This window comes from uncultured Lacinutrix sp. (assembly GCF_947500605.1).
Lineage (GTDB): Bacteria > Bacteroidota > Bacteroidia > Flavobacteriales > Flavobacteriaceae > Lacinutrix.
In genome coordinates, this window is record NZ_CANMSJ010000004.1 from 105,910 (window position 1) to 131,547 (window position 25,638).

A 25,638-nucleotide genomic window follows, 5' to 3' on the forward strand; every position below is an offset into this window, starting at 1 on the left:
TTTAAGAAATAACACTTTTAATTTTCATTATTTTTGCTACACAAAATCACACAACTACAATGAATACAAATACTTTCGCACTACGCCACATTGGCCCAAGAGAAAACGATCAAAAACTAATGCTCGATGCCATTGGTGTAGACAGTATGGAACAACTTATTTATGAAACGATTCCAGACGATATTCGATTAAAAGCTGATTTAAATTTGGATACTGCTATGAGCGAATTCGAATATTCTTCGCACATTAACGAGCTTTCAAAATTAAATAGTATTTATAAAACTTATATAGGTTTAGGTTACCACCCAACAATTTTACCGGCTGTTATACAACGTAACATTTTAGAAAATCCGGGTTGGTATACTGCATATACACCTTACCAAGCAGAAATTGCTCAAGGTAGATTGGAAGCTTTATTAAACTTCCAAACCATGGTTACAGACCTTACTGGAATGGAATTAGCTAACGCTTCTCTTTTAGACGAAAGTACAGCTGCAGCAGAAGCAATGAGTTTATTATTTGCTGTTCGCGAACGTGCACAGAAAAAAGCAGGTGTAGCTAAGTTTTTTGTTTCTGAAACTATTTTACCTCAAACATTATCTCTTTTACAAACAAGATCTACTCCAATTGGTGTAGAATTAGTTGTTGGTAATGAAAATGAATTCGACTTTTCTTCAGACTTTTTTGGAGCTATTTTACAATATCCAGGAAAAAACGGACAAGTTAGCGACATTAAAACATTTATAGAAAAAGCAAAGGCAGCAGGTATTAAAGTTGCTGTTGCCGCAGATATTTTAAGTTTAGTAAAACTAGAAGCGCCCGGTAAATTTGGTGCCGATGTTGTTGTTGGTACAACGCAACGTTTTGGTATCCCATTAGGTTACGGAGGACCACATGCTGCTTATTTTGCAACTAAGGAAACTTATAAAAGAGATATTCCGGGTCGTATTATTGGTGTTTCTAAAGATAAAAATGGAAACCGTGCTTTACGTATGGCTTTACAAACACGTGAACAACACATAAAAAGAGACAGAGCAACATCTAACATTTGTACAGCACAAGTATTATTAGCCGTTATGGCAGGTATGTACGCTGTTTATCATGGTCCAAAAGGTTTAGACTTTATTGCAAGTCAAGTACACAACACAGCTTCTGCTTTAGCAAATGCATTAACTAAATTAGGTGTAGAACAAACAAACACTTCGTTTTTTGATACGATACAGTTAAAATCAAACGCAGCAGTTGTGAAGCCTTTAGCAGAAAAAAGCAACGTAAACTTCTACTATCCAAATGAAGATACCGTTACTATTGCTGTAAACGAAACTACAAGACTTGTAGATTTAAATGAGATCATTTCAATTTTTGCTGAAGCTTTAGGAAAAGAAACGTTTACTATCGATAGTATTTTAGAAGTAAATAATATTCAAGAAACTCTTCAACGTAAAACAGACTTTTTAACGTTAGACGTTTTCAATACGCACCATTCTGAAACAGAATTAATGCGTTACATAAAAACTTTAGAACGTAAAGATTTATCATTAAACCACTCAATGATTTCTTTAGGTTCTTGTACAATGAAATTAAATGCAGCAGCAGAAATGTTGCCATTAAGTAACCCTAATTGGGGAAGTATACATCCTTTTGTTCCAATAGAACAAGCTAAAGGTTACTTAACAGTATTAAAAGAATTAGAAGATCAATTAACAGAAATCACTGGTTTTTCTGGTACTTCTTTACAACCAAATTCTGGTGCCCAAGGTGAGTATGCTGGATTAATGGTAATTAAGGCGTATCACGAATCTCGCGAAGATCATCATAGAAATATATGTTTAATTCCATCTTCTGCACACGGTACAAATCCTGCAAGTGCTGTAATGGCTGGAATGAAAGTTGTTGTTACAAAAGCAACTGCAGAAGGAAATATTGATGTAGACGATTTACGCCAGAAAGCAGAATTACACAAAGATAATTTAGCAGCCTTAATGGTAACTTACCCATCTACTCATGGTGTTTACGAATCTGCAATTAAAGAAATTACGCAAATTGTACACGATAACGGTGGACAAGTTTACATGGATGGTGCAAATATGAATGCACAAGTAGGATTAACAAATCCTGGTAACATTGGCGCAGATGTTTGTCACTTAAACTTACACAAAACCTTTGCTATACCTCATGGAGGTGGAGGTCCTGGTGTAGGTCCAATTTGTGTTGCAAAACAATTGGTTCCTTTTTTACCTGGAAATCCAATTATAAAAACTGGAGGAGAAAACGCAATAACAGCTATTTCTGCAGCACCTTATGGCTCTGCATTAGCATGTTTAATCTCTTATGGTTACATAAAAATGCTTGGTGTTAAAGGCTTAAAAAAATCGACAGAAGTTGCGATATTAAACGCCAACTACATTAAACAACGTTTACAAGGTGCATTCGAAACATTGTATTCTGGAGAACGTGGACGCGCAGCACATGAGATGATTATAGATTGTCGTCCGTTTAAAGCTAATGGTATTGAAGTTGTTGATATTGCTAAACGTTTAATGGATTATGGTTTTCATGCACCAACGGTATCTTTTCCGGTTGCAGGAACAATGATGATTGAACCTACAGAAAGTGAAAGCAAAGCAGAAATGGATCGTTTTTGTGATGCCATGATTTCTATTAGAAAAGAAATTTCTGAAGCAACGAAGGATGACGATAATAATCCGTTAAAAAATGCACCGCATACAATGGCTATGGTTACAAGTGACGAATGGTTATTACCTTACTCTAGAGAAAAAGCTGCTTTTCCTTTAGAATACGTACATGACACAAAGTTCTGGCCAAGTGTAAGACGTGTTGATGATGCCTATGGAGATAGAAATTTAATCTGTACTTGTGCTCCAATTGAAGCTTATATGGAAGCATAATACGCGTTTGAACGTCGTAAAAATAAATAACTAAAAAATTGCCTTTATTTTTTGATGCTTATCTTAGCAAACTAACTAAAGGCAATTCACTTTTTATATGAATATTAAAATTACTGGAACTGGAAGTTACATTCCGAGCACTGTTGAAAAAAATGAAGATTTCTATAATCATGAATTTTTAAATGCAGATGGTTCTAAAATAAATAGTACTAATGAAATTATCGTTGATAAGTTTGAAGCGATAACAGGAATTCAAGAAAGGCGTTACATAAAGCCCGAATTGTTGAATTCAGACATTGCATTTTATGCAGCCGAAAAAGCAATTGCAGATGCTAAAATTGACAAAGAAACATTAGATTATATTATTGTAGCTCATAATTATGGAGATGTAAAACCTGATGCAGAACAAAGTGATACTGTACCTAGTTTAGCATCACGCGTAAAACATTCACTTCAAATTAAAAACCCAAAATGTGTAGGTTACGATTTACTTTTTGGTTGTCCAGGCTGGATTGAAGGTGTTATTCAAGCTAACGCATTTATAAAAGCCGGAATAGCTAAACGCTGCTTGGTTATAGGATCTGAAACACTATCTCGTGTTATAGATAAACACGATAGAGATTCTATGATCTATAGTGATGGCGCTGGAGCGGTAATTGTAGAAGAAACCAATGAAGAATCTGGAATTATAGCTCACGAATCTGCCACTTTCGCACTAGACGAAGCACATTATATTTTCTTTGGAGAAACTAATAATCCAAAGAATACAAGCCAAAGACGATACATTAAAATGTATGGTAGAAAAATCTATGAGTTTGCATTAACCAATGTTCCATTAGCTCTAAAATCGTGTTTAGAAAAAAGTGGCTATGGTATAAATGATGTAAAAAAAATATTAATTCATCAAGCAAATGAAAAAATGGACGAAGCTATAGTAAAGCGTTTTTACAAGCTTCATGACATGAAAATGCCTGAAGGTATTATGCCAATGTCTATTACTAAACTTGGAAATTCTAGTGTAGCTACAGTACCTACATTATATGATATGATTTTAAAAGGTGAACTTGAGAATCAAGAAATTAATCAAGGTGATGTTATTATTTTTGCCAGCGTTGGTGCAGGTATGAATATTAATGCAATCGTTTATAAACATTAAAACTCTTAAGTTTTTCAAAATTTCTGATTTATAAGAAATGAAAAGAATTAAATAATGTACGAAGGGAAATTTCCACATAAAAGATATAGACTTACTTATCAATTTTTAGAAAAACACATCTCTACAGAAGAGAAAATTCTAGATTTAGGTGTAGAAAATCCGTTTACAGAAGTCATGAAAAATGGTGGCTTTAAAACTAAAAATACTACTGGTGAAGATTTAGATGAAGACACTTCTGCTATTGAAAAGTCTGACGCTACAGTAGTAACAGCTTTCGAAATTTTCGAACATTTACTCTCTCCATATACCGTTTTAAAATCTATTAAAGCAGATAAATTAGTTGCTAGTATCCCAATGCGTTTATGGTTTTCTTCAGCTTACAGAAGTAAAACCGATAAATGGGATAGACATTATCATGAGTTTGAAGATTGGCAATTTGATTGGCTTTTAGAAAAAGCGGGTTGGAAAATAATTGATCGTAAACAATGGACAAACCCTACTAAAAAAATTGGTATTCGTCCAATTTTGAGATGGTTTACCAATCGCTACTATATTGTTTATGCCGAAAGAATAAAGTAAATTCTAAAAACAGATTGGTTTCATTAAATTTTAATTTCAAAAAAGTTGTAATTTGTGATTTTTATATTGAAATTTTATAAGTGAATATATACATCATCATTCCTGCTCACAACGAAGAAGATTGCATTGCTTTAATGCTTGAATCTTTAGTAAACCAAACACTTTTACCTAAAAAAGTAGTTGTAGTGAATGACCATTCTACAGATAACACACAACTAATAATCGATGGTTTTTCATCTAAAAATAATTGGTTAGAAAGTATTTCTATTCAATCTTCCAAAGAACATATTCCTGGCAGTAAAGTTATTAATGCCTTCTACAAAGGCTTTGAAACATTAGATAAAAACTATGATATTATTTGCAAATTTGACGCGGATATTATCCTTCCTAAAAATTATTTAGAGTCTCTTGTAGCTCTTTTTAATACAGATAGCAAAGTTGGAATAGCAGGAGGTTTAGCATATATTAATAAAGGCAATCAATGGATTTACGAAACTATAGCATCTAAAAACCATGTTCGTGGACCATTTAAGGCATACAGAAAAGAATGTTTTCAAGATATTGGAGGCTTGAAAGCTAGTATTGGTTGGGATTCTATGGATGTAATGTTGGCACAATATTATGGTTGGGTAGTAAAAACCGACAAATTATTAAAGGTTAAGCATTTAAAACCAACCGGAAAAACTTATCATAAAAGTAGCAAATACTTACAAGGAGAAGCATTATACAAAATGCGTTCTGGGTTACCTTTAACAATATTATCTGCTTTAAAAAGCGCAATTAGTAAGCGCAGTTTTCTCTATTTTAAAAACACAGTTTTGGGTTATATTAAATCTAAAAATAAAAACATAGAACCACTGGTAACTGTAGAGCAAGGTAAATTTATTAGGAAACTTAGATGGGAAGGTGTAAGAAAAAAAATAAAAATATAGCAGAATTCCATTTTTTAATTAAAGCTCCAATTTTTGTAACTATTCGAAGCCTCTAACCTATTTTCTTTTTCATCTTCTAATTCTGAAAAGAAGTCGATTCCTGTTAGTTCTTCTACTTCGTCTACAGACACCACAAATTTATATAAAGGCTCATTAGAAGCTTCGTGATCCATTAAGAAAGCTAGCATCTTAGTATTTCCAGAATTATTATCGATAATAACCTTATAAAACTGATTAGGCACTGCTACTTTTTCACTTCCAATGGTTTTCATACTTCCTTTTAAAACACCACCAGAAACCACAAAAACACCATCGTATTTACTTGCCCAATAACGCGTTTTTTGTTCTAAGCGATTCCAAATACCTGCATTAAACTCGTGTGTTTGTGGTGAGATGTTACTGGTTAAAAAAGTTTCATCGTGTGCTGCTTGACTATATTTCCTATCTCCTGCAGGACACAAATGTCCGCGATCGTAACCCGATTTTTTATAATTACGCCAATGTGCTGCTGTTGTTTTTACCGCTTTATCAATTTCAAAATACGGTCGTTTAAAATTCGTGCTACTTAAATGAGATTTCTTGAGTTCGTATGCCACCCATTCTGCTTGTTCATGTGGCTCACTATAACTTAAACTATAACCATCATGATGCACAATTTCTCCTGTTGTACTTGTTGGTAAAAAGTATTCGTTGGTATCTTGTTTTACAATTGTTCCACCATTTACAACTTTTACTTGTTCTTCTTTAATTAAGTATTCTTTAGTTAATAATGTTCCTATTATAACTATTGCGGTAAGTATGGAGTATTTTGTTTTGTTGGTCATTAATTTAATTTCTTTAAAAGCTTTTTAGCTTTTTCAAAATTATGATTTTTAGAGCTCTTTACAATAATCTCTAGTTCTTTTATTGCGTTAGCTCTATCATCCATTTTAAAGTAAGTTAAGGCTCTATACCAATAGCCTTTAGATTGATCTAAAGTGTTGCTCTCTGCAATTTTCTGAAAGCTATTTAATGCTTCATTATAATTTTCAAGTTCTAATTGAGAAATTCCTAAATATAATAATGCTGTTGGATTTACTTGATAATCATCATTGATAAATGATGTAAAATTCTCTTTAGCTAATACATAATTTTTATTATTAAAAGCATTTTCTCCAGCAGATAATAAATCTACATTTATTTCACTTCTCGATACTAAAGATGGTAATTCTTCCCATTTACTATTATCGCTATAAATTTCTTGATTGGTAGATGTGCTGTCATTAAAAAACACACCTAAAAACACAATTACTGCTGCTGCAAATGCTAATAAGTAATAAAGTTTAGGCTTGTTATTATTTAGTTTTTTCACTTCTTCATTTTTAAAATATGAAGCGCTGGCAGTTTGTATAGCTTTTTTTTTATCTTGAAACTCATTCGATTTCAATAAGGCTTCTAATTCATTTAGTTTTGTATTGCTTTTATTATCTTCAATAAAATCCCAATTTGTTTCATCGTACTGCAATTTCAATTTTTTATTGATTTTTACAGCCTCATAAAACTCTTGATTATCATTTATTTGGTTCTCGAATGTTTTTATTTCGTTAGCATTCATTTTACCATTTAAATAATCTTCAATGTTCTGGAGTATGTCTTCAGAAAAATTCATAATTCTTTTAATTCTTTAAATCGAACATCCATTTTTATCATTTCGGTCAATTTAGTTTTACATTTAAAAACACGTTGTCTCACTACATTTTCATCATTATAATTTAACTCAATAGCAATATCTTTATATGCCATTTTTTTAAAGAAACGTTTTAATATTTGCTTACAATTGTCTGAGATTAATTCTAATTTCTCTTGAAAGAATTCCCATCGTTCTTGTTCCAAAGTAGATAAAGCTATATCTCGCTCTTCATTCTTTAGTTCCGCAACACCATTAATTGTTACCTCTTTTTTAGATTTATTTAGTTCTCTACGCCATAAATTTTTACAAACAGTAAATAGATACGCTTCGAAAGAAAACTTAATTTCAAATTGTTCTTTTTTTAAACGTAAAGTTAATTGCATTAATGCTTTTTGAAAAACATCTTCGGCATCTGCTTGCTCTCCACTGTTTTGGAGTACAAATCGTTTTACATTTGGGAAACTAGTTTTATAAATATTTAGAATCTGTTTTGTATCTCCATTTATTAAAGCATTTAAGTAGATAGAATTGTCTTTCATCGAATAGTTAGATAGTAAGCGAAATAATATTTTATATTTGAGTGGGTAACAAATATATATAATTAAGAACGGATGGTTATAAACCTATAAAAAACAAAAAATGAAAAAAACAAAATTAATTTTAGTATTTGCTTTTAGTATTATATTATTTAATAGCTGTTCTAATGAGGAATCCGACATTGAAGGAATAAATGAAAATGTTTTAAATGAAACAGAAGTTAACAGCTTAGGAAGAGCATCCCAAAACCAAGATATCTGTTCTTTTTATGTAGACCAATTTGGCAACTTCACTTCAGCAACAATAGAGTTGAGAATTACATATATACCAATACAAACTTTTTACAATTCTCCATCTGATTATCAAACTGTGAGACAAAACGTTAGGAATCAATTATTAGACATTGATCAAAATATTACATTTTTACAGTTTGGTTTAGACAAAGATATATTAACAACTGCTTACAACCAAACATTAACAAACATAGGTAGTTCATTATGTAATGCTTATACTTCGTATCAGATAAGTGAAGTTGAAACAACCTCGGTTTTTGAAATATGTTTTGAATCTAATGTAACTGAATCTGAAAAAGAAGAAGCTAGGAATTATTTTATTTTTAATAATAATTTAGAATTTATTGTAAATATTGATGACAACTGTGAAATGTGGAACTTTAGAGGTTGTTGCAAAACAGAAGAAGTAGGTGGTAGTGCTGAAAGTTATTCTTATACCTTTTACTTATATTAACCAATAATAATTACTTTGACTAGAAAAGGTATTTTATTTATTATAATTATTAATTGCTTTAGCTATTATTGTTACTGTCAAGATAATAATGATTTAGAGAATCCGATAAATATAGAATCATTGTTTAAAGAGAATAATTACAAAAGAGTGGTTCAGGAATGTACCACTCTTTTAAGTTATGAGAAACAAATCTCACAAGAAAGCAAAATCAAACACACTACTCTTCTAGCTAAATCCTATCTACAATTAGGAGACTATAACAGCGCTATCTTGTGGTACAGAAAAAGCATTAAGTTAACTAAAGATAATCCTGAAAAAGTAGTTGATACTTATTTAATTATTTCAAAAATTTATATTGATTACAACATAGAAGGCTCTTCTAAAATGGCAATTAATGAATTATCCGAAGCAAAGTCTATAATTATTAATAACAAATTAAACATCCAATATTTATGGAGAATTTATAATAACATAGGGATTTTTTACAATAGGTTAAATGACTTTAAAAATTCAAAAAAAAACTACAACAAAGCGTTAGAAACTGCTCTACTAATTAAAGACAATGAAAAAATACAAATTTCATATATTAATAAAGGAAACTTATACTACGCTGGCATTGAAACCTCTAAATTAAATCTTAAAATTTATAAAGATTTTAATCTAGAAGCCCTAAAGCATGGTAGCAAGTATAACTATGCTATATTTAAAAACCTAGGGATAGGTAGCTATCTTCAAGGTGATTTTGAAGAAGCACTAAAACATTACAATGAAGCTTTAAAAAAAATCACTTTATCTGAATTAAAGCAGAACAGTGATTTACCAAAAACATCTCAAATCAACAATAGTGACTATGGTAAAGTAATTAGAATTTTATACGAAAAAACATATTCTTGGATTCAGCTTTCTAAACAATCTAATAAAATTGAAAATTTAAATTATGGTCTTCAAACTATAAATTTGGCTGACCAATTATTAGATAAATTAGTTAATCAGGTTTCTGATAAAGACTCAAAATTACATTGGAGAGAAGAAGCATCTTATTTTTACAACTTGGGTGCAACAATATGTTTTAATTTAAATTTAAGTGATAAAGCTTCTTATTTTATAGAAAAAAACAAATCTCTTCTTTTACTAGAATATACAATCGAAAATAACTTAAAAAAAACTCTACCAGAGTACTTACTTAAAAAGGAATTAAAATTAAAAAAAGAAAAGGATTCTCTATTAAATTTAAAAATAATTTCTAATAAAGAATATATTCAGGACTTATATTTAAAAACTCAATTAAAACTAATTGTTTTTACCGATTCTTTAAAAAAAGAATTCCCAGAAGTTTATAAAGTAAAACAGAGTAAAAAAACATATTCTTTAACAGAAATTAAAAAGCATATAAAGCCACAAACTGTTTACCTCTCTTTTATTTGGGATAAAGAAGAAAATCAATTTGACGCTTTATTTGGCATGGCCACCACTAAAGACACTACTTATATTTATAAAATAGAAGGTTTACGTAAAGTAGATACATTAGTAAACACCTACAAATCTTATTTAAAAAAACCATTTAAACAAAAAGGCGATTTGAAAAATTTTCAAATTAATTCTTCTATTTTATTTAACACTTTATTTCCAGATAAAACTATAAAAACAATTATTAATAACAATCACAATCTTGTTATTTTCCCAGACAGTGATCTTCAAAATATTCCATTCGAATCTTTAGTATCAGAAAGTGAATCAAAAAAATATTTAATAGAGTCTAATAGTATACATTACGCTTATTCCATGTCTTATCTTATAGAAAATTCTAAGGCTAAAAGAGAGGCTGAAAAAAATTTTGTAGGTTATGCTCCACTAAGTTTTAGTTATGACAATTTAAGTCTTCTACCTAAAACAAAAAAAGAGGTAGTAGATATTAAAAAAGAAATTGGTGGTAAAAATTATATTAATAATTTAGCAACAAAAGAGTCTTTTCTAAAAAATAGTAACTCTAGTAAAATTATACATCTTGCAACGCACTCTAATCAATTAAACAATCCTTGGATTGGCTTTAAAAACAACAAACTATTACTTCATGAATTATACACTTATAAAAACCAAGCAGATTTAGTTTTCTTAAACTCATGCAATAGCTCCTTAGGAGAGATTAAATCTGGAGAAGGTGTATATAGTTTAGCAAGAGGTTTTTTCTATTCTGGAGCAAACAGTGTCATTTCTTCGCTTTGGGATGTAAACGATAAATCTACACAAGAGATTACAACTTCATTTTATAAATACATAAAAGAAGGAAAAACAAAAAGCGAAGCGTTAAGACAAGCAAAACTAGATTACTTAAATACACATAGTTTAAGTGAAGCATCTCCTTATTACTGGTCTTCTTTAATTTTAATTGGTGATGACTCTGTAATTAAATTTGAAAGCAATCTACTCTTTTACACAGTTTTAAGTACAATAATATTATTGATTCTATTTTTTATTTTTAAAAAAAACAAAAATCGTGGGTAACAAATCTTAAACTTCTAGAACAATTAAGAAAACAACTAATTCTTAATTATTTTGAAAGACTCTTTATCCTTTTTAGTACAATCGCTTCTTCAAAAAAACAAAATCAAAATTGATGGAGAAGAATTAGATTTTCAAATCCAAAGCCATCCTTCATATCCTAGTTTACATGCAATAACAGGAGTATTAAGTCATTTTGATATTGAAAATACGGCTATTAGAGTTCCAGTAGATAAAGAAACTCTAGAACAACTACCTCCTAGTTTTATAGCACAAATTAAACGTAATGAGGTTACCGATTTTGCTTTAGTAGTAAAAAAAGGAAAAAACTATAAAACCATATATAATAATAAAGAAAACGAAACTATTTCTGAAGCAGCATTTTTAGAGCAGTTTACAGGAATTATAGCTGCTGTTGAAAAGGACGAAACAAAAACTACAGGCCAAGAAAACACGAGCAACATTCAAAAACCATTAGTTGCTATTTCACTAGCATTATTCACTCTATTATTTTTCATTTCAAACCCAAGCTTAAGCACCTCCATTTATTTTATTTTATCATTAATAGGTGCTGGAATAAGCTTTTTGATCATTCAGCATGATTTAGGATTAAGCTCCAAAATAGTAGAAAGTATTTGCTCTCAAGAAAGCAAAATAACTAATTGTAATGCGGTTTTAAACTCCAAAGGAGCTACACTTTACAAAAACATAAAACTAAGCGATGTAAGCCTTATTTATTTTATAGCCATTAGTATTTCTTGTCTATTATTAAACATCACAAACACATCATTAAATATACTATACTTTATAAGTTTATCTGCTTCACCTATAGTTGCATATTCCATTTATTATCAATTGAAAATCTCTAAAAACTGGTGTGCTTTATGTTTGGGTATTGCTTCCATTTTAGTATTACAAGCTACTGTTTTCTTTATCACAGGTGCTACTATCACCAGTCTAAGCTTTCAATCTGTTTTACTAATTGGCTTCTCTTTTATTACTATCACCTCCATTTGGTTATTTATTAGTTCTAAACTAAAACAACAACAAGAATTAAATACTCTAAAAATAGAATCTACAAAGTTTAAACGAAACTTTGAATTATTCAATACGCTACTGCAAAAACAAGAAACAATAAATACACCCATTTCTGAAACTTCGGAAATAATATTTGGCAACAAAAATGCGCCATTAAATATTACAGTAATTACGAATCCTTTTTGCGGACATTGCAAAAGCGTGCACAGTTTGGTTACATCTATTTTAAAAACACACCATAATGAAATCAATGTCACTATACGCTTTAATATAAACACCAGTAATGCAGAAAGCGATGGTGTATTAGTTTCTAGCAGATTGCTAGAGTTATTTCATACAGAAGGGGAACTAAAATGCTTAGAAGCTATGCATGACATTTACAATAATGCAGATGCAACATCTTGGCTGGCTACATGGAAAAAATCTGACAATGCAGACATGTACAAAAACATCCTTGAAGCAGAATACACTTGGTGTTTAGATAACAATATCAACTTTACACCAGAAATATTAGTAAACGGAAAATCATTTCCACAAGCCTATAACAGAACTGATTTAGCCTTTTTTATTGAAAATTTAAATGAGTTTTGCGCTACAAATGAGCAGGCAACGCAATTACAAAAAACACTATAAAACAGCAAAACCCTTAATGAAAAGGGTTTTGCGTTTTGAACAATATTTCTCTCGCGAAGAATAGACACAAACTGTGAGTGTCTTTAATGTTCACAGCAAATTTAATTTATAAATATTTTTAATTATGAAAAATTTACAAAACTTAGGAAAAGCTTTATCTAAATCAGAACAAAAAACTATTAATGGTGGAACTCCACCATTACTTGGGTGCCAAAAATGTGATAGAGGATGGGTGTGTGACCGTACAACTGGTAAATGTGAATTTGTAGGCCAAATCTAATCATTAAAAAACACCCAACAGATAAACAAGTACAGTCTAAAGACTATATGTTGAGGTTTTTAAATTTAGACACAAACTGTGAGTGTCTTTAATGTTAACAACTAATATAATTTATTAAATATTTTTATTATGAAAAATTTACAAAACTTAGGAAAACCTTTATCTAAAGCGGAGCAACAAACTGTAAATGGAGGAAGACCGCCGCATAGCACTTGCTCTGCATTTTCGAATATTAATTGCCCAATCGGAATGCACGTAGAAGCATGTAGAACAGGCGGTTGGGACTGTTTTGATAATTAATTTATTTTAAAGTAAAATTTTGAAAAACTTCCCAACATACAAACAGGCAGAATCTAAAGATTGTGGACCAACATGTTTAAAAATTATAGCTAAACATTATGGTAAAACACTCTCCGTAAATCAGCTTAGAAATATTAGCGAAACTACCAGAGAAGGTAGCAGTTTACTTAATTTAAGTGATGCAGCAGAAACTGTTGGTTTTAGAAGTTTAGGAGTTAAATTAACTTTAGAAGAGTTACAAAAAGCACCACTACCTTGTATTCTACATTGGAATAAGGATCATTATGTGGTGCTTTATAAAATAAAAAAGAACATCTATTACATTTCAGATCCTGGACATGGCTTAATAAGTTATACTAAACAAGAATTTTTAAAATTCTGGATTGGTAATAATGCTACAGAAAAAACACTAGAAGGTATTGCATTACTACTAGACCCAACACCTAAATTTTATAATAATGAATTTGCTGAAGACGAAGAGCAAAAATTCAACTTCACGTATCTTTCTAAATACTTATACAAATACAAAAGCTTTATTATACAGCTTTGCATTGGCTTACTAGCAGCAAGTTTATTACAATTAGTAGTACCGTTTTTAACCCAAAGTGTTGTAGATGTAGGTATAGAAAATAGTGACCTCAACTTTATCTACCTTATTTTATTTGCACAAATCGCTTTATTTATTGGTAGAACAGGAATAGAAATTATTAGAAGCTGGATTTTACTACACGTTAGCACCAGAATAAACATCTCATTAATTTCAGATTTCTTTATTAAATTAATGCTACTTCCTATCTCCTATTTTGATATAAAAATGACAGGAGATTTAATGCAACGTATTCACGACCACAAACGTATTGAACAAATATTAACAACCTCATCACTAAACGTCTTGTTTTCTATGGTAAACTTTATAGTCTTCAGTTTTGTACTGTGTTACTATAGCCTTCAAATATTTATCATTTTTGTAATTGGTAGTCTCTTATATTTTTTATGGATTAAAATTTTTCTAAAAAAGCGAGCTACATTAGATTACAAGCGTTTCTCTGCAATGAGTCAAGAACAAAGTACAGTTATCGAGCTTATAAATGGCATGCAGGATATTAAGCTACATAATGCCGAAAAACAAAAACGTTGGGCTTGGGAACACACACAAGCAAGATTGTTTAAAGTATCTATAAAAAGTTTAGCACTAGAACAAACACAAAGTGTTGGCTCTTCTTTTATAAACGAACTTAAAAACATATTTATTACTATTTTATCTGCAAAACTGGTTATAGATGGAGACATTACTTTAGGTATGATGTTAGCTATATCTTACATCGTTGGACAATTAAATTCTCCGGTTATGCAACTTATAGGTTTTGTAAGAGAATTACAAGATGCCAAAATATCCTTAGATCGCTTAAGTGAAATCCATAATATGGAAAATGAAGAAATTGATCCACAGAATAAAATAAAAGATATTCCAAAAAGCGGAAAAATTGCTATTAAAGACTTAACATTTAAATATACAGGATCAGATATTGAAGTTTTAAAAGATTTAAACTTAACTATTCCTGCAAACAAAACTACTGCTATAGTAGGTACAAGTGGAAGTGGAAAAACAACATTAATGAAATTACTGTTAGGCTATTATAAACCTAACGATGGAGAAATATTGTTAAACAAATCGTCACTACAAAACATCTCTCAAAAATCTTGGAGAGATCATTATGGTGTGGTGATGCAAGAAGGTTATATTTTTAATGACACTATTGCAAACAATATAGCGATAGGTGAAGGCACTATCGATAAAAAAAGATTAGCACATGCAATTGATGTTGCAAATATAAGAGACTATATTGAGTCACTACCTCTAGCCTACAATACAAAAATTGGAGCCGAAGGCACTGGTTTAAGTACAGGACAAAAACAACGTTTATTTATTGCTAGAGCGGTCTATAAAAACCCAGACTACCTGTTTTTTGATGAAGCAACTTCTGCTTTAGATGCGAATAATGAAAAAGTAATAATGGAAAATTTAGACACTTTCTTTGAAGACAAAACTGTAGTAGTTATTGCTCACAGATTAAGCACAGTAAAAAACGCACATCAAATTGTTGTTTTAGATAACGGAAAAATAACAGAAATAGGAAATCATAAAGAGTTAGTAGCTAAAAAAGGCAACTATTATAATTTGGTTAAAAACCAATTAGAACTCGGAAACTAAAGACCTTTCGACTGTGCTTAAGAAGACACTCACTTGTCATTCAGAGCATAGCGAAGAATCTCAATAAATATGTCAAAAAAATTAGAAGAAATAGAATTACGTAGCGAGCAAGTACAAGATATATTATCTTATGTACCACATTGGATGATACGTTATGGTAACCTATTGTTTTTAGGCTTAATAGTATTGTTTTTTAGCTTAAGTTGGCTTATAAAGTATCCAGATGTAATAACTACTGAAGCATTATTGACCACAAAAATGCCATCAGAAAAGTTAATTGCACAAAGTACAGGGAAATTAGAAACTATTTTAGTGAAAGACAATGACATAACAACTAAAAACACGCCTTTAGCTATTATAGAAAACACATCAAACTATAAAGACGTTTATACGTTAAAAGCCATTATTGATACTATAAAAGTGAATACTAAATCCTTTACTTTTCCAATAGATCAATTACCTGTTTTATTTTTAGGTGACATTGATACACAATATGCATTATTTGAAAACAACTACATTCAATATAATTTAAACAAAGACTTACAACCGTTTTCCTATGAAGCATTAGCAAATAAAAACTCTATATCAGAATTACATAGACGACTTAAAAGCTCTAAAGATCAATTGGATTTAAATCAATCTCAATTAGCGCTAAAGAAAAAAAAATTAAATAGATATAAAACTTTATTTGAAAACGGAACCATTGCTCGCTTAGAATATGAAAATAAGCAAGTAGAGTTTCTTCAAGGAGAACAAAACTTAAAAAGCTTTGAATCTTCAATCTCTCAAATAAGAGAATCTATTGGTAATGCTAACAAATCTTCTAAAGGCATAGAAATTAATAAAACTAAAGAAGAAATGATGCAATTAAAAAGCGTTATTCAGTCTTTCAACCAACTTAAAAATGCTATTAAAGATTGGGAGACACAATATGTTTTAAAATCTAATATTGATGGAAAAGTAGCATTTTCAAATTATTGGAGAGCTAACGAAACCGTAAATCTAGGCGATTTAATTTTCTCTATCATACCTATTGAAAGTTCAACTTTTATAGCAAAACTTAAAACACCAGCTACCAATTCTGGGAAATTAAAAATAGGACAAAGCGTTAATATTAAATTAGAAAATTATCCTGAAGCAGAATTTGGGGCCTTACAAGCCAAAGTAAGTCACATAACATTAGTTCCTGATGAGGAAGGTTTTTACCTTATTCTTGCAGAATTACCTAAAGACTTAATTACATCTTATAAAAAATCAATAGAATTTAAACAAGAAATGAGAGGAAGTGCAGAAATCATCACTGAGGATTTACGCCTTGTAGAACGTTTCTTCTCTCAAATAAAAGATATTTTTAAATAGCAATTAATCAATAACCAAAAAAGCCTTTTCATAATTTATGGAAAGGCTTTTTAAATTTAAGATACTCTTCTACTAATTTTATTATTCTATAAAACCATTTAAGTTTAATACTTCAAACTCTTGAGCTTCATTTTCAAAAATAATATAAGCTTTTAATTCTGGGTGTCTAAAGAGAAAGTCTTTAGCATCTTCAATTCCCATAGCTTGTATAGCAGTAGCATAACCATCTGCTAACATACAAGTATCTGCAATTATAGAAACACTTAAAATACTTGTTTTACTTGGAAAGCCTGTTTTAGTATTAATAATGTGCGCATAACGATTTCCGTTAGCGTCTAGCTTAAATTTTCTATAAGTTCCAGAAGTTGCCATTGCTTTATCCTTAAGACCTAAAACAATGTTAGTACTTTGGGTATCATCGAAATTAGGATTTTCAACACCTACAGTCCAAGGACTGTGCTTATCTATATTTATTCCTTTTGTTCTTAATTCTCCACCAATATTTACCATGTAATTTTCAATAGCTTTAGACTCTAAAAACGCTCCAATTACGTCCACAGCATAGCCTTTGGCAATAGCATTAAAATCTAAAAACGCACCATCTACTTTTTTTATAGTATTACCTACTAATCCAATTCTATTAAAACCAACATAACGTTTTAAGCTGTCAATTTTTATACTATCTATTTTTGCTTTAGGCTTCTCCGAACCAAAATCCCATGCATTAACCAACTTACCTATTGTAGGATCGAAAACACCTTCTGTTTCTCGATATAGCTTTTTTGAAGCATTAAAAACTTTAATAAAATGGGCATCAACGTTAACAGCTTCATTTCTATTCAACTTAGAAATATCTGAATCTGATTGATAATTAGACATCGATTTATTCATTATAAAAAACAAACTATCAAACTGTTTTTGATAGTTCTCAATACTTTGCGAAGCAAAAGTAACCTCGTAAAATGTTCCAAAAACGGGACCTGAAACTTTCTTGTTTTTAAGTTCTTGCTCACAAGAAAAAATTGAAAGCACAAACAGTAGAATTATAACTTTTTTCATATTTACATTAAATCCATTTATTTTTATGAGATTGACACATCCTTCGTCCTCATAATGACCTATTAGTTTAAATTTGTTTCTAATACTTGAATACCATTGTACTCAATTAAGTACTCTTCGTTTAAAAATACTGGTAAAGACTCTCCATTCGGATTTCCTAAACCAACTCCTGCATATAATACTTTTGCATTATGCTCTCTAGCATGTTCCTTAAAAGACTCCATCCAAACCACATCGTAATTATTAGCATTATCTGGCAATAATACTGCTTTAACAATTACAAAAAAGTGTTGCTTATTGGCGTCCATACAAACAAATTGCGGATGTCTTTTTAGTTTACTATTTATAGCAATAAATTCGAAGCCACGTTTCTCTAGGTCTTTACCTACATGATTCATAGCCAAATTGTGAAGTTCTTGTGGTGTTAAAGCTTTACTCATATTTATTTCCGTCTTTCAACTGCACTAAAGATAAACTCTAGCGATAATCTCATTAATTAAAAACAAAAATACAATAAAGCATTATCAATAGAAAGTGGATTCTGATTCAAGTGAGGAATCACATAAGTTATTTAAACCTAGCAAATTTAGAAGAGTAAAACGTGTAGTTAGATACTGGAATTACAGCCTTCATTTTTAAATTGTACCAAGGTGAAATTTCACTGTCTTCTAGATTTTTAACTAAATGTACACTTTGTGCTGGAGTATTACCTTGAAATATTAAAAATAGCTTTTCTCCTTTTTCGTTTATAACGGCATCACCCAGCATAACAATATGTCCAGGACTTCCGCCTTTTATAAGCATATCTCCAACTTCTAAGTCTTTTACAGAATTGACTCCCTTTAGCTCTTGAGACAAAGACAAAGTGCCAGAATACATATAAATAAGATTAAGATATTTATAGAAATTCTCTTTTGAAGCATTTGCTGAAGCCGATTTGCTAAACGTTACTTTATTGCCTTTAATAATAGGCCTATAACCTTGAGCATATTTAGTCCATGAACAATAATGTCCTGAGGTGAAATTAAAGCCTATCTCACTCTTTCTATTAGAATCCCAAAGGTATTCACTTCTTATTCTAATTAAAGCGTCTGCACATTGCTGCAATCCGTTTTTAGGTACAGGGATATCTAATATACCTATATGGCCTTGTTGCCAATAGTACACGCTATTATCGTAATTAATAATTTTACTACCAAATGGCTTTAAACTATAATTACGTAAATACTCCTGAAATGATCCTTTTGGGTACACTATACGTTTATAACCTATAGGTATTTTAACTCTAGAACTTATAGTTAAATTGTCTTTAGAAATGAGGCTTGTTTTAGAAACAACAGACTTAGAAACATAGTTAACAGTTTCCTTTATCGGTTTAAATTGAAATGCTAAACCAAAAACAATCAGTAATATAAGAACAAGTAGTATTTTCTTCATATTAACACCAACGTAAAAACCCAATACTTTCGTATTGGGTTTTTATTATTTCTAACTCTTTTTGAGATTCTTTGTTTCTCACTCAATGACATTTAAAACTAAATGACTTTTAGCAATCTATCCTCCAAAATCATCAAAACGGATATTTTCATCGTCAAGACCAAAATCTTCACCCATTTTCTGAACTGCTTGGTTCATTAATGGTGGTCCACAGAAATATAATTCTATATCTTCTGGTGCTTCGTGCTTAGATAGATATTGATCGATTACTACTTGGTGTATAAACCCAGTGAATCCATCTCCATTAGGATCTTCGACATCCTTTTTAAGTTGCCAGTTATCTGCTTCAGTAGGATCTGATAATGCAATAAAGAATTTAAAATTTGGAAAATCTTTTTCTAAAGCTCTAAAGTAATGGATGTAGAATAATTCTGCTTTAGAACGTCCACCATACCAATATGTTACTTTTCTTCCTGTTTTTAATGTTCTAAACAATTCGTATAAATGAGAACGCATTGGTGCCATACCTGCTCCACCACCTACATATAACATTTCGGCATCAGACTCATTAATAAAGAATTCACCGTAAGGTCCAGAGATAGTTACTTTATCTCCTACTTTTTGGTTGAAAATATAAGAAGAAGCTACACCAGGATTTACATCCATCCATCCGCCTTTAGCGCGATCGAAAGGAGGTGTTGCTACACGTACATTAAGCATAATCTTTCTTCCCTCTGCAGGATAAGAAGCCATAGAGTAAGCACGTTCTACCAATTCGTCATTTTTCATAACTAATGGTCTTAAACCAAACTTGTCCCAATCTGCTTCAAATTTATTTGGTTCACCTGGATGATCTTCTGGGTGAGCCGTAACATCCATTTCTGAATATTTAATTTCACAGTTAGGTATTTCAATTTGAATATATCCTCCTGCTTTGTAGTTCATGTCCTCAGGGATTTCTACTACAAATTCTTTAATAAAGGTTGCTACATTATAGTTTGAAACTACTGTTGCTTCCCATTTTTTAATTCCGAAAACCTCTTCTGGAATTGTAATTTCCATATCTGCCTTTACTTTAACTTGGCAAGATAAACGTGCTCCATGAGCTAATTCTTTTCTAGAAAAGTGAGGTGTTTCTGTAGGTAATGCTTCACCACCTCCAGATAATACGTGACATTCGCACTGAATACATGTTCCACCTCCACCACATGCTGATGGTAAGAAAATTTTATTACTACCTAAAGTAGATAGTAATGTATCTCCAGATGCTACTTCTATTTCACGTTCACCATTAATTAAGATCTTTACTGGACCTGATGGTGATAGTTTTTGCTTTACAAATAATAATAAACTAATTAGTATTAGAGCGATAATTAAAAACGCTACTACTGTTGTTATTACTGTTGCTCCTGTTCCTGCTGCTAAAATCATACTATTCTGCTATTTTAGTGTTTTCAGCTAATTCCTTAGCGTCTTCAGTTTGTGTTTGTTCTACTTGTGCTGTTGGCTCTGGAGAAGCTGCTTCGTCTTCACCACCTGTTAACATACCACCAAAGCTTAAGAAACCTATTCCCATTAAACCAGTAATGATAAATGTAATTCCTAATCCTCTTAAAGGTGCAGGCACGTTAGAATATCTAATTTTTTCACGAATAGCTGCAATTGCAAGAATTGCTAAAAACCATCCTATTCCAGAAGATACTCCGTAGTTTACTGCTAAACCAAACGTTTCAATTTCACGAGACTGCATAAATAATGAACCACCTAAAATGGCACAGTTTACTGCAATTAATGGTAAGAAAATACCAAGTGAATTATATAATGATGGTGAGAATTTCTCTACCACTATCTCTACTAATTGTACCATTGTTGCAATGGTTGCAATAAACATAATGAAAGAAAGGAAACCTAAATCCATCCCAGAGAAACCTTCTCCGTTTGCACTTCCATCTGCCCAAGCTAATGCTCCTGGTTGTAGTAAATATTGATCTAATAACCAGTTTAATGGTACCGTGATCGCTAATACAAATATTACGGCTGCTCCAAGTCCAACTGCTGTTGCAACTTTTTTAGAAACGGCTAAGTATGAACACATACCTAAGAAAACCGCAAACACCATATTGTCAACAAAAATTGACTTGAAAAATAATTCTAAATGTTCTATCATTTTTTTATTCTTTAAAATTCAGAATAACACTTCGTGTTAGTCTTCTATTAAATCTTTATTTCTACTACGCTGTACCCAGATAATTAAACCAACAATTATTAAAGCCATTGGAGGCATTAACATAAAACCATTGTTTTCGTAACCTAAAGCATAAACTCCAGTCATTTCGATAGGATCTCCTAAAACAGGAATTCCGAAAAGTGTACCAGAACCTAAAAGTTCTCTAAAGAAACCAACAATTACTAAAATAACTGCATATCCTAAAGCATTACCAATACCATCTAAAAATGATTGCCATGGTTTGTTTGCTAAAGCAAAAGCTTCAAAACGTCCCATAATAATACAGTTGGTAATAATTAATCCAATAAATACAGAAAGTGTTTTACTTAAATCGTAAGCAAAAGCTTTTAGTACTTGATCTACAATAATTACTAAAGCTGCAACTACTATTAATTGAACAATAATTCTAATTTTTGAAGGAATGATGTTTCTCATTAAAGAGATTACTACATTACCTACACTTAATACAAACAATACAGCTATTCCCATTACTAACGAAGCTTTAAGCTCTGCTGTAATTGCTAATGCAGAACAAATACCTAATACTTGAATAGTAATTGGGTTATTATCTGCTAATGGATCTGTGATTAACTTTGCGTCTTTTTTTGAAAGTAGTCCCATATTATTTTAAGTTTTTAAAGTAAGGTAAATACAATTTTAAATCTTTTTTTATCATTGCAGATACACCATCTCCTGTAATTGTTGCTCCTGCTAGAGCATCAACTTCGTTATCATCTTTTATCTTGTTAACTGGATCATTGTTTCCTTTTGCAACTGTAATACCTTTAAAAACACCTGCATCATTTAATAGTTTTTCACCATTAAAATCATCCATAAAGTAACGTTGTTTAATGTTAGCTCCTAAACCAGGAGTTTCACCAGCGTGATCGAAAAACGCGCCTTTAACAACCATGTCTTTATCTAAAGCTACAAATCCCCAAATAGCATCCCAAAGTCCTTTTCCTCTAATTGGAACGATATAAAATGTTTGACCATCTTTCTCTCCAATAAATAAAGGCAAACGTCTTGTTCCTCCATTTTTAGCTTTAGCCTGCTCTTTCTTAATATCGATTAAGTAAGCTTGGCTATCTTCTTTAGAAACACCATTTTCTATTACTAATTGTTGTTTAATGTAAGTTGAAAACTCGTCTGCTACTTTATCTGTAGAAACAAATGCAATATCTCCAGTGCTTTCGTTATCATTAACTCCCATAGCATACAGAATATTCTGCTGCTTTTCCATTCTTTTATTCTCTTCAATATTAGGCTTTAAAGACGAAGCTGTAAAGGCTAATAATGAACCTACTATTACAACCATTGCAACTGCAAAGATTATAGTGTATGAGTTTTTATCTGTATTAACTGCCATAATTATGCTGTTTTAACTTTTAAACGTTTCATTCTACGCTTTACATTTCCTTGTACCACATAGTGGTCGATAGTTGGAGCAAAGACATTCATTAATAAAATGGCTAACATTACTCCTTCTGGATATGCTGGATTGAATACACGAATCATAATTGAAAGTATACCAATTAAGAATCCATAAACTACTTTCCCTTTGTTTGTTTGAGATGCAGTAACAGGATCTGTTGCCATGTACACTGTACCAAAAGCAAAACCACCAATTAATAAATGCATCCAGAAATCTGTACTCATTAAGCCGTAAAACTTACTAGATTCTGTAACCCATTCTGCAGAAACAATACCGTTAAATATTAATCCCATAACAATAGCACCTGCAACAGATGATAACATTATTCTCCAGCTTCCTACTTTAGCAAACACTAAAAATAAACCTCCTAATATTATTAATAACGTTGATGTTTCTCCAACAGAACCAGGAATAAAACCAAAAAAGGCATTCCATATATCTCCTGCTGAATCTAACATACTAGAATTGTTTTGTGCTAAACCACCTAAAATAGTTTCTCCAGATAATGCATCTGGTGTTGCTCCAACGGCAAGATCTTGAACTCTAGGATCTGCTCCATGTACCCATACTTTATCTCCAGACATCCAAGTTGGATATGCGAAGAATAAAAAGGCACGTATTGTTAATGCTGGATTAAGAATATTCATTCCTGTGCCACCAAACACTTCTTTTCCTATTACTACACCAAAAATAACTGCAACTGCTAACATCCATAATGGAATATCGATTGGTACAATTAATGGCACTAACATTCCTGTTACTAAGTAACCCTCTTCTACTTCATGTCCTTTTATTACAGCAAAAATAAATTCTACTAATAAACCAACACCATAAGAAACAATTACTAATGGCAATACTTGCCATGCTCCAATAACAAAATTATCCCAAGTTAAAAAGTTTCCAAATAAAGAAACCTCTCTTGCAACACCTGCTAAAGCATCTATTGCAGAATAATGTTGATAACCTGCGTTAAACATTCCGAAGATTAAACATGGTATCATAGCCATAATAACTATGTTCATGGTACGCTTTAAATCATCGGCAGCCTTAATATGAGTTCCGTTATGCGTCGTCTCATTTGGCAAGTATAAAAAGGTATGGATTGCATTAAATGCAGGAGCCATTTTAGTTCCTTTATACTTTTCTTTTAAATTATGTAAATTACTTTTTAAACCCATTATCCTATTTCTTTAAGCATTAAGTCTAAACCTTTTCTAATTATTTCTTGATGTGGTTGCTTAGACACACAAACAAATTCTGTTAAGGCGAAATCTTCTGGTGCAACTTCGTACATTCCTAAAGCTTCCATTTCATCTAAATCTTGATACATACAAGCTTTTAGAATCTGCATTGGAAAAATATCTAAAGGAAAAACTGCTTCGTAAGTTCCTGTTGTTACAAAGTTTCTATGTTCTCCGTTTGTATTTGTATTTAAAGCAAATTCCTTTTTAGGTGTTAACCAAGAAAAAGTTAATGCTCTAGAAGTAGATACTTTATTAAAGATTGGCTTATTCCATCCAAAAAATTCGTAATCATCACCTTCTGGAATTACAGATATTACATTACTGTAATAATCTAAAGCACCATCTGGTTTTACTTGCTTTCCAGATAAAACGTTTCCAGAAATAATTCTGTCGTTTCCATCTTTATCTACACCATTATCGTAAACCATAGTTGCGATTTCGCTTCCTATTTTAGTTCTAAAATAACGTGGTTTTTTAACTGATGATCCTGCTAAAGCTACTAAACGCTCTGCATTAAACTTACCAGTTAATAATAACTCACCAATAATAACCAAGTCTTGAGCGGCAACAGTCCAAACTGATTCGCCTTTGTTAACTGGATCTATTTTATTTATAAGTGTCCCTACATTTCCTGCTGGATGTGGTCCAGACACGTTATGAATGCTAACATTAGACAATCCTGCCAATGGCGAATTTCCTTTTTTATTAACTCCTACATGTACTTGACCTTTTGTTAACTTAGCTAAAGCTGAAACTGCTGCTTGCAACTCTGCTTCTTTACCAGCTAACGTATAGTCTAAATCTGCAGCTAAAGGCGCACTTGCATAACCAGAAACAAAAATTGCTTTTGGAGCAACTTCTGGATTTGCAATAACATCGTAAGGACGTTGTTTTACAAATGCCCAACAACCTGAAGCTAATAATTTCGCTTTAATATCTTCAGCTTTTGCTGAGTCTACGTTTAAAGCTCCAAAATCTTCAAAAGATTGCTCTTTGTCTGCTTGAATTTTTACTGAAAGAATTTTTCGTTTTTCACCACGAGCAATTTCAACAACTTCTCCAGAAACTGGTGAAGCAAATTTTACGTTTTCGTTGGTTTTATTGAAAAACAAAGCCTGTCCAGCCTTTACTTTTTCTCCAACTTTTACCGTTAGTTTTGGAATTACACTGTGAAAGTCTTCTGGTCTAACTGTACAAGTGTTGCTTATTATGGCATTTTCAATTGCCTTTTCTGCAGCTCCTTTAAGTTTTATATCTAGACCTTTTTTAATCTTAATGTCGTTTGACATATGTATAAATCTATTTGTTAATAGTTTAGCTAACTGATTTTTTGATGGTCAAAAATCGGTGCAAAAATACGAATTAATAATAAAAACTCTTTCTTAT

General features: G+C 31.2%; 23 protein-coding genes. 11 read left to right on the plus strand and 12 right to left on the minus strand.

The window, feature by feature from the left end:
* Positions 1-59: 59 nt before the first annotated feature.
* The 4 genes from gcvP to Q0935_RS07625 all read left to right on the plus strand — a co-directional run bounded on the left by gcvP (position 60) and on the right by Q0935_RS07625 (position 5,576).
* Positions 60-2,909, plus strand: a complete 2,850-nt coding sequence (gene gcvP, locus Q0935_RS07610) for an aminomethyl-transferring glycine dehydrogenase (protein WP_299384105.1) — start codon at positions 60-62, stop codon at positions 2,907-2,909.
* A gap of 97 nt (positions 2,910-3,006) precedes the next feature.
* Positions 3,007-4,065 carry a 3-oxoacyl-ACP synthase III family protein gene (locus Q0935_RS07615; protein ID WP_299384108.1) on the plus strand — a complete coding sequence of 353 codons (1,059 nt, stop codon included), beginning with the start codon at positions 3,007-3,009 and terminating at the stop codon, positions 4,063-4,065.
* A gap of 54 nt (positions 4,066-4,119) precedes the next feature.
* Entirely contained in the window at positions 4,120-4,644 is a 525-nt protein-coding gene (locus Q0935_RS07620; RefSeq protein WP_299384110.1) for a methyltransferase, read from the plus strand.
* An 80-nt stretch (positions 4,645-4,724) separates the two neighbouring features.
* Positions 4,725-5,576 (plus strand): glycosyltransferase family 2 protein, encoded by an 852-nt coding sequence (locus tag Q0935_RS07625; protein WP_299384111.1) that lies wholly within the window; start codon positions 4,725-4,727, stop codon positions 5,574-5,576.
* Positions 5,577-5,590: 14 nt separating this feature from the next.
* Here Q0935_RS07625 and Q0935_RS07630 read toward each other — a convergent pair whose 3' ends face one another.
* Genes Q0935_RS07630 through Q0935_RS07640 form a run of 3 tightly spaced genes read right to left on the minus strand, consistent with a single transcriptional unit; the run spans position 5,591 to position 7,784 of the window.
* Entirely contained in the window at positions 5,591-6,400 is an 810-nt protein-coding gene (locus tag Q0935_RS07630) for a DNA/RNA non-specific endonuclease (RefSeq protein WP_299384114.1), read from the minus strand.
* Entirely contained in the window at positions 6,400-7,224 is an 825-nt protein-coding gene (locus tag Q0935_RS07635; RefSeq protein ID WP_299384116.1) for a tetratricopeptide repeat protein, read from the minus strand. Before Q0935_RS07635 ends, Q0935_RS07630 begins: the two co-directional genes overlap by 1 nt.
* On the minus strand, positions 7,221-7,784 hold the full coding sequence (locus tag Q0935_RS07640) for a sigma-70 family RNA polymerase sigma factor (protein ID WP_299384119.1): 564 nt from the start codon (positions 7,782-7,784) through the stop codon (positions 7,221-7,223). The genes Q0935_RS07635 and Q0935_RS07640 overlap by 4 nt, the downstream gene beginning before the upstream one ends.
* A 100-nt stretch (positions 7,785-7,884) precedes the next feature.
* Between Q0935_RS07640 and Q0935_RS07645 the strand changes: the two genes are divergently transcribed.
* The 7 genes from Q0935_RS07645 (at position 7,885) to Q0935_RS07675 (ending at position 16,850) form a co-directional block, all read left to right on the plus strand.
* Positions 7,885-8,529, plus strand: coding sequence for a hypothetical protein (locus Q0935_RS07645; RefSeq protein WP_299384122.1), 645 nt, complete (start codon positions 7,885-7,887; stop codon positions 8,527-8,529).
* A 147-nt stretch (positions 8,530-8,676) separates the two neighbouring features.
* Positions 8,677-11,031 carry a CHAT domain-containing protein gene (locus Q0935_RS07650; protein WP_299384654.1) on the plus strand — a complete coding sequence of 785 codons (2,355 nt, stop codon included), beginning with the start codon at positions 8,677-8,679 and terminating at the stop codon, positions 11,029-11,031.
* Between the two features lie 51 nt (positions 11,032-11,082).
* The gene (locus tag Q0935_RS07655; protein WP_299384125.1) at positions 11,083-12,699 is read left to right on the plus strand and encodes a vitamin K epoxide reductase family protein; all 1,617 of its coding nucleotides are present in this window, start codon (positions 11,083-11,085) and stop codon (positions 12,697-12,699) included.
* Positions 12,700-12,823: 124 nt separating this feature from the next.
* Entirely contained in the window at positions 12,824-12,979 is a 156-nt protein-coding gene (locus tag Q0935_RS07660; RefSeq protein ID WP_299384129.1) for a hypothetical protein, read from the plus strand.
* A gap of 129 nt (positions 12,980-13,108) precedes the next feature.
* The gene (locus Q0935_RS07665) at positions 13,109-13,279 is read left to right on the plus strand and encodes a hypothetical protein (protein WP_299384130.1); all 171 of its coding nucleotides are present in this window, start codon (positions 13,109-13,111) and stop codon (positions 13,277-13,279) included.
* 19 nt (positions 13,280-13,298) lie between these two features.
* Complete coding sequence (locus Q0935_RS07670) at positions 13,299-15,491, plus strand: peptidase domain-containing ABC transporter (RefSeq protein ID WP_299384132.1); 2,193 nt, start codon at positions 13,299-13,301, stop codon at positions 15,489-15,491.
* A 69-nt stretch (positions 15,492-15,560) separates the two neighbouring features.
* A complete protein-coding gene (locus tag Q0935_RS07675; protein ID WP_299384137.1) occupies positions 15,561-16,850 on the plus strand; it encodes an HlyD family efflux transporter periplasmic adaptor subunit in 1,290 nt (429 codons plus the stop codon).
* An 81-nt stretch (positions 16,851-16,931) separates the two neighbouring features.
* Here Q0935_RS07675 and Q0935_RS07680 read toward each other — a convergent pair whose 3' ends face one another.
* The 9 genes from Q0935_RS07680 to Q0935_RS07720 form a co-directional block, all read right to left on the minus strand.
* Positions 16,932-17,909 carry an FAD:protein FMN transferase gene (locus tag Q0935_RS07680; RefSeq protein WP_299384139.1) on the minus strand — a complete coding sequence of 326 codons (978 nt, stop codon included), beginning with the start codon at positions 17,907-17,909 and terminating at the stop codon, positions 16,932-16,934.
* Between the two features lie 62 nt (positions 17,910-17,971).
* Positions 17,972-18,349, minus strand: coding sequence for a Na(+)-translocating NADH-quinone reductase subunit F (locus Q0935_RS07685; RefSeq protein WP_299250967.1), 378 nt, complete (start codon positions 18,347-18,349; stop codon positions 17,972-17,974).
* Between the two features lie 127 nt (positions 18,350-18,476).
* Entirely contained in the window at positions 18,477-19,346 is an 870-nt protein-coding gene (locus Q0935_RS07690) for a DUF4846 domain-containing protein (protein WP_299384142.1), read from the minus strand.
* Between the two features lie 117 nt (positions 19,347-19,463).
* Positions 19,464-20,777 carry an NADH:ubiquinone reductase (Na(+)-transporting) subunit F gene (gene nqrF / locus Q0935_RS07695; RefSeq protein ID WP_299384146.1) on the minus strand — a complete coding sequence of 438 codons (1,314 nt, stop codon included), beginning with the start codon at positions 20,775-20,777 and terminating at the stop codon, positions 19,464-19,466.
* 1 nt (position 20,778) lies between these two features.
* The gene (nqrE, locus tag Q0935_RS07700) at positions 20,779-21,513 is read right to left on the minus strand and encodes an NADH:ubiquinone reductase (Na(+)-transporting) subunit E (RefSeq protein WP_299384149.1); all 735 of its coding nucleotides are present in this window, start codon (positions 21,511-21,513) and stop codon (positions 20,779-20,781) included.
* Between the two features lie 36 nt (positions 21,514-21,549).
* A complete protein-coding gene (locus Q0935_RS07705) occupies positions 21,550-22,194 on the minus strand; it encodes an NADH:ubiquinone reductase (Na(+)-transporting) subunit D (protein WP_299250960.1) in 645 nt (214 codons plus the stop codon).
* 1 nt (position 22,195) lies between these two features.
* Positions 22,196-22,942: a Na(+)-translocating NADH-quinone reductase subunit C gene (locus tag Q0935_RS07710; protein WP_299384153.1), complete on the minus strand. Its 747-nt coding sequence runs from the start codon at positions 22,940-22,942 to the stop codon at positions 22,196-22,198.
* 2 nt (positions 22,943-22,944) lie between these two features.
* Positions 22,945-24,186: an NADH:ubiquinone reductase (Na(+)-transporting) subunit B gene (locus Q0935_RS07715; RefSeq protein WP_299384155.1), complete on the minus strand. Its 1,242-nt coding sequence runs from the start codon at positions 24,184-24,186 to the stop codon at positions 22,945-22,947.
* Positions 24,186-25,541, minus strand: coding sequence for a Na(+)-translocating NADH-quinone reductase subunit A (locus Q0935_RS07720; protein ID WP_299384158.1), 1,356 nt, complete (start codon positions 25,539-25,541; stop codon positions 24,186-24,188). Before Q0935_RS07720 ends, Q0935_RS07715 begins: the two co-directional genes overlap by 1 nt.
* Positions 25,542-25,638: the final 97 nt, after the last annotated feature.